The 12,489-nt window shown below is 36.5% G+C and carries 11 protein-coding genes; 5 read left to right on the top strand and 6 right to left on the bottom strand.

Going from position 1 to position 12,489, the window contains the following annotated elements; genetic code table 11:
• Positions 1-151: 151 nt before the first annotated feature.
• From C7437_RS10725 to C7437_RS10735, 3 genes are all read right to left on the bottom strand, one after another.
• On the bottom strand, positions 152-868 hold the full coding sequence (locus C7437_RS10725) for a 3-ketoacyl-ACP reductase (protein ID WP_111439679.1): 717 nt from the start codon (positions 866-868) through the stop codon (positions 152-154).
• Positions 869-1,094: 226 nt separating this feature from the next.
• Entirely contained in the window at positions 1,095-1,388 is a 294-nt protein-coding gene (locus C7437_RS10730) for a DUF1292 domain-containing protein (RefSeq protein ID WP_111439680.1), read from the bottom strand.
• 168 nt (positions 1,389-1,556) lie between these two features.
• Positions 1,557-1,985, bottom strand: a complete 429-nt coding sequence (locus C7437_RS10735) for a MarR family winged helix-turn-helix transcriptional regulator (RefSeq protein ID WP_111439681.1) — start codon at positions 1,983-1,985, stop codon at positions 1,557-1,559.
• Between the two features lie 133 nt (positions 1,986-2,118).
• Between C7437_RS10735 and C7437_RS10740 the strand changes: the two genes are divergently transcribed.
• Positions 2,119-2,634, top strand: coding sequence for a CarD family transcriptional regulator (locus C7437_RS10740; protein WP_111439682.1), 516 nt, complete (start codon positions 2,119-2,121; stop codon positions 2,632-2,634).
• Positions 2,635-3,021: 387 nt separating this feature from the next.
• On the opposite strand, the gene resA is transcribed toward C7437_RS10740, so the two are convergent.
• Complete coding sequence (gene resA / locus C7437_RS10745) at positions 3,022-3,555, bottom strand: thiol-disulfide oxidoreductase ResA (protein WP_111439683.1); 534 nt, start codon at positions 3,553-3,555, stop codon at positions 3,022-3,024.
• 65 nt (positions 3,556-3,620) lie between these two features.
• On the bottom strand, positions 3,621-4,034 hold the full coding sequence (locus C7437_RS10750) for a BlaI/MecI/CopY family transcriptional regulator (RefSeq protein ID WP_111439684.1): 414 nt from the start codon (positions 4,032-4,034) through the stop codon (positions 3,621-3,623).
• Positions 4,035-4,337: 303 nt separating this feature from the next.
• Between C7437_RS10750 and C7437_RS10755 the strand changes: the two genes are divergently transcribed.
• A complete protein-coding gene (locus tag C7437_RS10755; RefSeq protein WP_245909280.1) occupies positions 4,338-6,371 on the top strand; it encodes a sensor domain-containing protein in 2,034 nt (677 codons plus the stop codon).
• A gap of 296 nt (positions 6,372-6,667) precedes the next feature.
• Positions 6,668-6,835, top strand: coding sequence for a hypothetical protein (locus C7437_RS16990; RefSeq protein ID WP_170122364.1), 168 nt, complete (start codon positions 6,668-6,670; stop codon positions 6,833-6,835).
• Positions 6,836-7,227: 392 nt separating this feature from the next.
• Here C7437_RS16990 and C7437_RS10760 read toward each other — a convergent pair whose 3' ends face one another.
• Positions 7,228-7,797 (bottom strand): SF0329 family protein, encoded by a 570-nt coding sequence (locus C7437_RS10760; protein ID WP_111439686.1) that lies wholly within the window; start codon positions 7,795-7,797, stop codon positions 7,228-7,230.
• 972 nt (positions 7,798-8,769) lie between these two features.
• Here C7437_RS10760 and C7437_RS10765 point away from each other — a divergent pair.
• Entirely contained in the window at positions 8,770-11,109 is a 2,340-nt protein-coding gene (locus C7437_RS10765; RefSeq protein WP_245909273.1) for a hypothetical protein, read from the top strand.
• Positions 11,096-12,121 carry an NAD(P)/FAD-dependent oxidoreductase gene (locus tag C7437_RS10770; protein WP_111439688.1) on the top strand — a complete coding sequence of 342 codons (1,026 nt, stop codon included), beginning with the start codon at positions 11,096-11,098 and terminating at the stop codon, positions 12,119-12,121. Before C7437_RS10765 ends, C7437_RS10770 begins: the two co-directional genes overlap by 14 nt.
• The last annotated feature ends 368 nt before the right edge of the window (positions 12,122-12,489 follow it).

Here is a 12,489-nt window from a genome sequence, read left to right on the forward strand (position 1 = left end):
CAAATACCTAAAAACGAAAAATAGTACATTGAAACCTCAGTAATATTATCTACATTATCATTTTATACCCCATAAGGTATTTAGTTGATTTTTTTCTTTTAAAAAAAACCTTCCTTCATTGAAGAAGTTAGGCTTTAAAATTATCACACAATTAAGGATTTGTTGACCATAATCCAGCTGATTTAAGTAGAACTCTTGGGTTCATTTTAAGCTGAGCTACCATGAAGTCTGCGATATCTTCTGGTTGCATTACTTTTTCAGGATTGCCATCTGTTAATTTTAACTCCACTGCCATATCAGTAGCTACTGTACTCGGTGTTAATGTAGTAACACGAATGTTTTGCTTTCTAACTTCTAGCATTAATGATTCACTTAATGCAATTACAGCTGCTTTTGAAGCACTATAAGCACTCGTTACAGGCGAACCTTTTTGACCCGCAGTAGATGAAATATTAATGATGTCTCCTGTTTGTCTTTCGATCATTTCAGGTAATACCGCTCTAGTTACGTAATACACACCCATTACATTTACTTGAATAATTTTCGCCCAGTCTTCTGGATCTACTTCAAGGAAGTTACCGAATTTAGAGATCCCTGCATTATTTACTAAAATATCAATTGCACCTAGTTCAGTTTTAATTGATTCAACTGCTGCATTTACTGACTCCATATTAGAAACGTCTGCAGTAGCTAATGAAACCTTCACACCAAATTCTTGTAACTCAGCTGCTACTTTTTCTAAATTTTCAATAGTTCGTCCTAATAGTCCAACGTTAATGCCCTCTTTTGCGAATGCGATTGCCGTTGCTCTTCCTATTCCTCTACCCGCTCCAGTAATAAGTGCAGTCTTGCCAGTAATTAATTGCATATGTATCTCCCCTAACTATTTTTATTTATTGCATCTCGAGTTCATTCTTCTATATAAATAGATTACCTTTATCAAGGATAATTGTATAATAAACCGGCTTATAAAACTTTTATTTTACAAAGAAAATATAATACACTGGCCATTTTACATAAGCCAAACCATGCAAATCTTTATACTTTCTCATTCAAAAAAAGAGGAGAATATTTCCCCTCTTTTGTGTAATCAGTTATTCTACTTCTGTTGCTGCCGCTTCTTCTAATTCTTTAAAAGCTGCAGACACTTTATCAAATTCCTCATCCGTATCGATGAAGGATAATTCCTCGTCATCTTCTACTCGGAAAAAGAACAAATCCATATCTTCTTCTGATTCAGATTCAATATCATCGGTAAAACCTACAGCCGCATATTGGATTTCATCAACAGTTAACAAACCAAGCACTTCCATCTCTTGCTCTTCGTCGTTTTCATCTAGCACCATAAAAATTGCCCCAACTTCAATTTTCTCTAATTCTTCTTCCATTCTAAATTCCTCCTCACATAATTTCATCCTACGTTACTTTTCAACTTACATACCTAATTATCCAACATTACGTATTTTTTAGCAAAAATAAAAGAACCAAACCTTATTAGTTATATGAAGGCTTGGTTCTATTTATGCAAACAAATCATAATGGAATGTGCTAATACTTTATAATCCCCAATCTAATTTTAGAATATCTTTAATCCGCATTAGGTTTTCATTACCAATACTCTCAGATATTTTTCTTTCTAAATCTACCTTTAGGGACTTATATGTCTCATAACATTCTTCACCTAATGCAGTTAACTGTAAGCATTTGTCTCTTTTATTATTTTCTACTGAAAAAATCTCTACTAATCCTTTTGCTTCCAGACTTCTAATCAATTTATGAGTTGCTTGTCTTGAAATAGTTACATTTTTGGAAATATACGAAATGGTAGGTTTTTTTTTGTATATCCTAGCTATGATATACCATTCTGAAGTTGAAATATTAATATCACTACTGTCATTCCATAAATTCTCGGCCATTTTTCGAAGTAGAACGTGTCGCTCGCTTAGTAAGTCTATAAAATCTAGGTTTTGGAATTCATCATTCAAACCTCTCACTCCTATCACTTTCACTGCTACCAAATATACAAAACCCGTCAATAATTGTCAACTAAATTGACAATTCAGGTCATTTGATTTAAAATTAACTTTGTTGATGATTTTACATTAGGAGGAGTTTAGAGTGTTTAATGTTGGCGATTTAATCATGTATTCCACACATGGAATATGTCAAATAGACGAGGTATGTGAAAAAACATATTTGGACGTTACAAAAATTTATTATGTTTTACATCCACTTAATAATAACAAACTAAAAATTAGCACCCCTGTAGATAATGATAAAGTAATGATGCTCGAAATTATGGATAAAGAAAGAGCAGAAACAATATTAGAATCATTTAAATTACCAGGTATCGAGTGGATCGAAAACAATAAAGAAAGAAACAAAGTCTATTCTGATATTGTGAACAGTGGTAATCGTGAAGAGATTTCTAAAATACTCAGTACGTTAAAACAAAAAAGCCAAGAAGCCATAGACGACAAAGTAAAATTTGTTGATCAAGATAAAGCACTTTTAACTTCATTACAAAATATATTATTTTCAGAACTAGCATACTCTTTGGGCGTTAGTACTGACTCAATATTTGAAACTGTCGATAATTACATTAACATACAGAAGGAAAATACCACTGACTAAATTTTCTTGATCATTATATATAAAAAGGTACTTCGTCAAATGACGTTGGTGAAGAACTTTACTCGTCTATAATTTATTTATTTATTTGTCGCGGCACTGTCCAGAAAGTCAGGAAAACTGATTTTTGAGGCAGTCTTTTTTATATAGTTTTTCAAATCTTGTTCTCTATATCTATTTGAACTTATGTTTCCTATATTCTCTTAGCTGATTTTCGTTCCGAGCGGCGACTCCAGTGGGATTAGCGTGACAGGTGAGACCCCACCGGAGCGCGCCCGCTCGTAACGAAAATCAGCGTGGATCAGGATTTTATTTTACCAACGTCATATATTGTACAACCTATAAAAAGCAGCCCATCAATTCCGTTGAATTGATGGGCTGCTTTACTATTTAGATTGGCATTATTTGCGCCATGTATTCCTTAATCATTTCTTCACTCATTTCCCCTGTAATTATTTTCTCTATCTTACCTTCTGGGTTAACAAGAAAAGTTGTTGGTAAAGGATTAATATTGTAAGTTTCCATTACACTTTTATTATTATCAATTAAAACCGGAAAAGTTAAGGCTTTACGATTTACAAATTTTTGAACAACAAAATCAGATTCTCCTACATTTACTGCTAATATTTGAAGACCGTCATCTTTCACTTCTTGATATTGGTCATTGATTAAAGGAAATTCTCGTTCACACGGTTTACACCAAGTTCCCCAAAAATTTAAAAATACACCTTGTCCTCTATATTCAGATAATCGATGCTGTTCCCCATTCATATCCGTTAGTACAAAATCAGGCGCTTCATCTCCTACCTGTAATACCGCTGTCTTCTCTTTCGTTAAATTAGAATAGATTGTGAAAACAATTGCAGCAACCATTATTACCAAAATAGCAGAACGCATGTAAAACCTTTTTTTCTTTTTTTCCATCGTTTCAACAGTCCTTTCCTTCATGAAAACAAGTATGTTTTTAGTGATTGACATTTGGACATGAGCTATATGTCCTTTTTCAATTCTTTAATTTTTTGCTCGAGTTTAGCAACAAGATCATCGTCTACATCTTCAAGCGCCTCGAGCATATGGGTGACAACAATGTTTCCGAATTCATCCATCAATTCGTTCGTCATTTCTTTGGATTGTGCATTCAAAAATTCCACTCTAGATTGGACTGGACTGTATAATGACGATCTACCTTCTATCCTCTTTTGAAGAATTCCCTTTTCGACTAATCGATTCATGACAGTCATAACTGTGTTAAAATTCGTCACCTTTTTCTTATCGAGAACTTGCTGAACATCTTTTATAGTCATCTCTATATCGTTCCATAGAATGTCCATAATTTTTGCTTCAAGGGGTCCAAAAAAACGGTTCAATCCACTTTCATTAATTTTAAATTTACGAATTAACATGCTTATGCCACCTCACATTACTCATTGTAGTGTGAATGCCTTTTTCAGTCAATAAATGAAGTTTAATTAACCTAATGTACCCTTCAAAAAACGAACAACTAAATATATTTTAGAATTTAAAATTTTGTGATATTATTAAAGCAATATAAATTCTGTTGTACCAATCGGTTTTATATACATGCCGAAAGTATCTATTTCACTTCATTTAGCAAGGAACATTTAATATTACAGCTGTTTTAGACGCAGATGGGAAGCTTGCGGTTATACAATATTTATGGAACCAGGAGAAGTGAGGTGCGAAAGATGCATAAAGAAATAATAGATTCATTAATAGATCATGTAGCGTCAATTGATTTAAATGGAAAAATCACATTTACAAACCAAGCATGGAAAAACTTTTCTATTGTAAATGAAGGAGATCTTGTACAAACGGATATTGGTGTGAATTACCTAGAAGTTTTAAAAAATTCCAATTCTCTGAAAGAATATAACGGAATATTAGATATACTGAATGGAAAAAAAGCTTTCTTTGACATAAATTATGCTTGCCCGTCTCCCACAGAAAATAGATGGTTCTCGATGATTGTGAGCCCACTTGTTCAACAAGGAGTGATTAAGGGAGCAACCATTGTACATAGAGATATTAGTAATTATGAAAAAAAGCGTTTAGATGCACAAGATATTTTACAGAGTATGACAGATGCATTTTTCTCACTCGATGAAACCTGGAAAATAATATATATAAACAAAAAAGCTGAAAAGTTATTATTATCGTCCAAAGAAACATTTTTAGGGAAAAATTTATGGAAGGAATTCCCTGACACTTTACAGACTAAGTTTGAAGAACATTATATGAGAACGATGATTCAACGTGAAGAAACTAGTTTTGAAGAATATTATGAACCTTTACAAACCTGGTTTGAAATAAATGCTTTTCCTCAAGAAAACGGAGGAATATCGGTTTATTTTGTGAATATTAATGAGAAAAAAGCAAAAGAAAAAAAGCTTTGGGAAACTGCCTACCACGATTATTTAACTGGTATTCCTAACCGACTTCTTTTGTATAAAAATCTAAAAATGAAGTTAGAAGTTGGCAGTCCATTTGTTCTCTACTTTATAGATATTAATAATTTTAAGCTTGTGAATGATGCATATGGACACGAAATCGGGGATTCCTTTTTATTTGAGGTCGCGAAAAGGTTAAAAAATGAACTCCCAGAACAATTCTTTCTTGCTCGATTTGGAGGAGATGAATTTGTTCTTTGTAACGCATATGTCAACGATCAGCAAGTTCAAAATGACACGAACCATATTCTTTCTATTTTAGAAAAACCATTTAATACAAAAGACTTACCGTTTATAAATACATCCGTAAGTATAGGTCTAAGCATATTTCCGAAAGATGGTAGCTCCGTTGATTCCATAATTACAGCTGCAGATACAGCCATGTATGAAGCCAAAAAAAGCAGAGGAAATTCATGGAAAATGTATGAAAATAGCATGTCCGATTCATTGAATAGACGAATCCTTATAGAAAAAAGTATGAAAGAAGCAATTTTAACGGATCGTTTCTATACGGTTTTTCAGCCTCAGGTAAATATTTTAGAAAAAGAAATTATTGGAATTGAAGTATTATCTAGATGGAATCATGTAGAGTTGGGTCCCATTTCACCAGAAGAGTTTATTTCTATCGCAGAGGAATCAGATCAGATACGAATGCTTACAGAACATATAATTGATACAGCTTTATCATCCTATAACAACTGGAAAAAAATACATGGATTCTCTGGACGAATATCATTTAATGTATCTTCCACATCTTTAAATGAGCCTTCATTTGTTTCGTTTCTTTTGTATCAATTAGAAAAGCATTCGATTCCTCGAGATATATTAGAAATTGAAATCACTGAAAACTTGCAAGTTTTTTCATCATCTATTATCCATGATCATTTGCAAGATATTGAGGAAGCGGGCATACGCATCGCGATTGATGATTTTGGAGTAGGCTACTCAAACATTTCCTATATTAGTAATTTACCAATATCCAAAATAAAATTAGATAAGTTTTTTGCGGATGGTATTGGAGTAAATCTAAAAAGTGAAGCCATTCTTCAAGCTATGATTATTCTAGCAAATAATTTAAAATTAGATGTTATCGCTGAAGGTGTAGAAACGCAAGAACAGATAGATTTCTTGGAGACCAATAATTGTTTTCAAGTGCAAGGGTATTTTTACGATAAGCCACTGAATGAAGACCAATTTATTCAACGTTTGCAACAGCTTGGCATTAAATACCCCAAGAATATGAAGGATAGAGCTTTACTGGAATCAAAATGAACGATCTAAGAGTCACAATACCGTCAGTACAAAGGAACATTTAGAATTTTTAGGTTTAAAAGTTGAATATTTTCTACATAATAAAGGGATGTCTTAAATGACATCCCTTTATTATGTAGAAAATTGAATGGTGTATGCAACAGCAGAAGCGGTTTGTGAAAGAAAAAATAAATAGGAGATGAAGAAAGTAGAAGTTTAAACAGGAATTATTAATTAATTTAGAAATTTCAGAATTATATGTACAAACAAGAATATTCTTGTTACAATTATGGAATATTATGAGAGGAATGGTGTAATTGAACAGACATATGAAGATTGAATTACAAGAAAAGATTGCAGAAGAATACGCGTGCATTGAGAAATATATCAAATCAAGAGCCGCGAATGCTATTCAGCAACTGGAAGAATCTTATGGTAAAATTGCTGATTATCGAAAACAATTAAAGAACATTAATCAAAACTGAATAGCATCCACTTAAGACTTCACAATGATTTGTGAGGTTTTTATATTGAGGAAAATAAGGTAAGCATGCGGCTCCTCTTTTTATTTAAGTGTAAGTCTTTCGTACCGTCCGGAGCGATCTAGAAAAATGTTAGCATCTATTCACACACTCCTCCTAAGTTAACCACTGATTTCCCCGAGTTTATTACTCTAATTGCTAGCTCAGTAAACTCAATAACAAATGTATAAATTCTCTTGAATTGAACACGAAGGAAATCAATAAGGAATGAAAGGTTTTCAGGAGATGGGAAGGTTTCCATTCTTCTGATAACCAGCTCATGGATAAAACTAAAATCTAAATGGAGATAATTTTTTCTTGCAATAAGTGATGTTCAGGTGATGAGTTATTTATTATCATAACGTACTAAGCCGTAGTTCATAAAAATACTGCACAATTGGATGCTTTAACTTCATCTTCACAGTCATGTTTAAAATTCGTTTTTTTCCAACCCGTCTGTCCACCAAAGCTAGAATATTTAATAGGATATCATTGCTCTCTAAGCTTTCCTCTATAGAAGTGGATAAAAACTTATTAGCTACAATGATAAAATTTGATTTACTTAATGATGACTGCGCTGACAAAAGCTCCTTTGCATATTCGGATAATTTTCTAGCCCTTGCAATTACTTGTAGACGATCCTCGGGAACTATCCCCTTGGTTTCTTTTCTTACCGCTTCAATTTCCTCATTGTTGATAGGAATTTGGATATCTGAATCATTCTTAATTTCTAGCTCCGTCTGATACCATCTGATTAAGGTAGTTATATCACTCATATTGAGTACATTCTTTTTATCTACCGCAATATAACAAAGCCCTGCTTTATCAGGTAAATAACGGTAGCCGGTTGCACTGTATTCAACCCTTCCATATAATGCGGGGCAGAGAAAACTCTCCAGATTTTTCTTCAATTTACTCCAGGCCATGTAATTCTCCTTAATTTTTATATTATAAATATTTATTGAGGCAGTCGTTCTATTATACATAATACAATAACCAACACATGGTTCATACTAAATACAAGGTTTAAGTGTGACTTGAATTTCTGATGTATCGATAATAGTAAGGGAATAAAATATCCAGACTGATGAAACAACAGCTATAAGTAATATGGACATTCGGCTTAAGGCAACAATATGATTTAAAAAGATATATTGAGCATACCGTATCAATAATAACCATCGCTACCATAAATAAGAGGTGACCCATCAGGGTCACCTCTTATTTTCATATTGCTCTTTTCACCTGTACTACAGCAATATTCAATATAAACAAAACGAATTCGATTGTAGAAGTTATCAGATTTGGTTTGGTAAGCATCCCCGCGATTTGATAAGCTAACGTGATATATATTTCCCATTAAACCTCATGCCAAACTTAACGTTAAAGCTTCAAATACTTCTGTATAAACTTCCCTTTTAGCTTTGCCAATATGTTCGATTTAGTGATCGTCATATCTACTAGATCAGTAGGAAATGTTGTAAGCACTTCATAGCCATCCTTTGTTACACAGTTGGCTATGAAGTGTCGATATCCACCTCCCCCCCAATATAGATGCCTGGCTCAATCGTAATCACCATATTTCCCTCTAATGTTTCGTTGCTACCTTGGCGCGATGTTGCTTTATAATAAAGTTTGACCAAATTGATACTAATAACCTTGATTAATGAATAAAATGAAAAAGCTTGTTTTGTGAAAGGATTGTCCAAAACAAGCTTTTAATGTATTCAATGGAAGCATTCCTTTATAAAAAAGACTGATCATTTCTGTGACCTTCTTCCATTAAAGCAGCGCATATCCGTAAGCTCAATCCACGTGATTTTGGGTCTGCCGAGTTTAACCGAACGAAGATGATTATTGTTCATGTCCAAACAAACATTGAAAACCAGCAGGTAAAGATGAAGAAAGGATGGAAAATATTGCCTTTGATTGAACAAGTGAGACAAATATGTAATCGACTTGCGGTACATGGCTGGAGAGATTTGTTTCTTCAGCATGGTATAGATATTACTGCCGCAGACTTAAAACAGGAACTCCTCAAAGATATTCAAGCAAAAATCAATCGAAAATTGAAGGGTTTCGAAGACTTTTCCCTTGAAGGAACAAGAGGAATTGAGCCGGGGCATCCTGCTCGAAGCTTATTTTATCATTCCTTAGCTTCCCCAAACGTTGTGACCGGTGTGGATGGTTTAGAATTAACTTCCTTTCCCACATTAAGGGAACTTGAAATAGTAGAAAACTACGTTTACGGTATCACTCCCCCTTCTCTATCTGAGATTCGTAGCCGTGTAGGAAGAAATGAGGACTTAGCGATTGTCGTCTTTGCTTCTGAATATCGTCCTGCACCAGAAACGGTTCACCGCAAACACGCAGATTTAAGTTTCTCACGTACGGGAGTCGCCCGGGTCGGAACAACCGAACCACTCTATTCCCCTAAAAATCGAGGGTTTCTTCCTAATGTCAAGGATGATGATTTTGCCTTTCGTGTCTTGCCCGCTCGTTACTCGGTTTATATAGCAGTTCAACGCAAAGGAAACGAAAACGAATTTGGACCTATCTCTAGAAGTGAAGAGCAAAGGAAAGGCGATATGAGAAGATTGTTTTGGATTCCCCTCCATAAACTTTTCAGCGGAACAGAGTGTATCAGTGAATTTAATATAAATGTGAGTCTTGAAGCACATCATGTTAATGAAAAGTTGCGACGTATTCACCTTGAACTTGGTAAGGACGCAGGTTGGTCTGAGCCACACATCAGCCAATCCCCTTTCTTCTTTAAAGAGGGAATTGCAAAGTTGTCCGATAGTCCTGAATTTGGCACAAATGTACTTGTACCAGTTCCGCATCCCTTAATTGAGGTGGCACAATACGAAGGCAAAACGCTCACATTCAAGGTTCCTAAAAACCCTAAACTTTTTTCTTCCAGCCTAAAAATCAGCGCCGTTAATGGTGCCCGTCGGGCGCCTGAATATGTTCATATTCGCCATAAAATGAAAAATGGGAAAATTATAGATCTCAATGAAAAGAGTTCTTTAATGGAAGAAATTAAAGAAGGTGGGTACGACGCGGTTCACTATATTGACTACACCGCAGATGGGTGGATAAAGGCGATATGTCCGGAATTAGCTTTTGCATTTCTTAGCAATCATCCGGCTTACTCGTTGGTAACCGCACTGGATTTTTTTCCTCACTGCGACCAAAGGGAAGTCATGGATTGGTGGCATCAGTCTGTTCCAAAGGCATTAAGAGGAGAAATTTGGCAACGAGGCGGTCCTACAGCATTATCCTATACTCGCAGGGCTGCAAATCTCGAATTAAAAACGGAGGCGTTGATTGGAAGCAATACAATCAAAAAAACCGTCTTTAATAGCCAAGATGATACAATGACAGCAATCGTGTCCTTACCTTATAAGATTCCTCCGCAAGATACAAAGTATGGTAAAGTACCGGAAACAACTCGGCATTCCAGCTTGCCGGATGCGGCAGCTGGAGTATTTGCGCCTGGTTGGGATGTAAGCTTTGATCGCACCCAAGAGGGTACAGGAGGTGAATCGGTAAAATTTCTTGCTGCTTACGGACTTGGCAGCCCTTTTCCTGAAGATACTAAATTGTGTGCAGCCCTAAGTACTTTTTGGCCAGCTGTTGCTCCTGATGCAGCAAGAACTTTTGGACCAAACCTAAATCAGACCCGATTCTATCCTACAGTGAGCCCTCTGACCGATGAAGAGATTGGTCAAGCAGGAAATCTCCCTTGGGATGGAGTTTCCGGGCCTCAACACAAAGAAGGTCAAAAAGTCATCGAATATACCTCATTTGATTACGTAGATTATGTGAATAATGCATTATATAAAAGTTTCAGTTTGAGTCTAACTAGTCGAATCGATATTAGAGAATATCAGGCTAGACTTTCAACGATGGCACATGTCTACGCTGCATTGGGTATCGCTCATGATGAGAAATCAAATTGGGGTGTCCTGTCGTTTCGGGAAGTTGATCTATCTGATAAAGAATTGCAAACGGCACAGGAAAGTACCCATTTATTGATTTTTCCAGCTGCAACACCTAGGGGTACTGTGTATCGATTTGAAATGTATCTCAGAGGGAAAACATCGCCTGCCGGAAATGATTTTCGGAAAGTTCATGTTAAAATCAATGAAAAAGTAATCCTCTTCGTTAACGGAGTAAAGATTTTAATTAAACGTGAAGGCAGTGATTGGATAGTACAAAATGTCAATTTCTAATCCGGACGTAATCATTATTGGCAGTGGACCTGCGGGCGCTGCTGCCGCTATTTTGTGCGCACTTAACGGTTTACGGGTAGTTATTATTGAGGAGGAGCAGTTTCCTCGCGATCGCCCCGGGGAAACGCTTCATCCTGGAATTGAACCTCTTTTGCAGCAATTGGGTGTCACAGATGAGTTTGGAAAAGCGGGATTCCTACGACATGAGGGAATTTGGGTGCAATGGGAGGGAAACCGCCACTTCGTCCCATTCGGTTCAGACGAGTCTGGACAATGGCTCGGTTTTCAAGCGTGGCGCGCCGATTTTGACTCGATTCTACTCCATCGAGCCATCTCGTTAGGTGTCGACCTTCGTCAACCTTGCCGTGCTTTACGCCCGATTGTTACTCATAACCGCGTTTCAGGAGCAGTAACTTCTGATGGCGAGCTTCAATCTTCATTTCTAATCGATGCGACAGGTAGGCGACAATGGCTAGCTCAGAAATTGAATTTGAAAATCAATACCTACTCTCCCCGTCTTATTGCCCGATTCGGTTATGCAACAGGAACATGTCCCGTGCGGGATGCATCGCCAGCTATTGTAGCACACAACCATGGATGGACCTGGACTGCCAGAGTGCGTCCAAATGTGTACCAATGGACTCAATTATCTTTTGACAATGTAGCATTGAAAAGCGGTTGGATTCCTGAAGAATTCCAAGGACTGAAACCTATGGGTAAACCGAAGGGCGCTGATGTTACATGGCGAGCAATCAGCCAACCTGGGGGACCTGGTTACTTTTTAGTTGGAGATGCTGCCACTGTACTAGACCCTGCTTCTTCCCATGGTGTCCTCAAAGCTATCATGTCAGGGATGATGGCGGCACACTCAATTGCACAAATCATGAATGCGGGGCAAAAAGAGGACAATATAATTCTTGGATACCGCAAATGGATCCGTAACTGGTTTGAGCATGATGTGGAAAAATTAAAGCAGCTCTACGCCCTTCTTCCAAGTTTCCGCGGATTCTAAATGAGTTTGGGTTACTGAACATATCACTTGTGCAAAAAAGACCACGCATAATAAAGCCCCGATCAAGTCCGGTAACGGAGGATCGGGGTTTTGATTTAATTCTTATCGCTATTGGACTGCATCTATGTTTCAGCCTGTCTCCCTATGACTGTATTCAACGCATCGACTGAGGGCTGGAAATAATAATATTCGCCTGTGGGGATAACAAATCCCTTCATGATATCCATGGATTTGTTCGGCGCATACGTGAAACTGCGGACCCTCTTTCCACTACTTTCATCACCGTTTTGTCCAATAATCGGGTCCTCCTGGTTTCAGGCAAACATCGCAGTTCTTCTTTATCTCCTGCACCTTTTTCTCGAGCTCCG

This window comes from Psychrobacillus insolitus (genome assembly GCF_003254155.1).
GTDB classification, from domain to species: Bacteria; Bacillota; Bacilli; order Bacillales_A; family Planococcaceae; genus Psychrobacillus; species Psychrobacillus insolitus.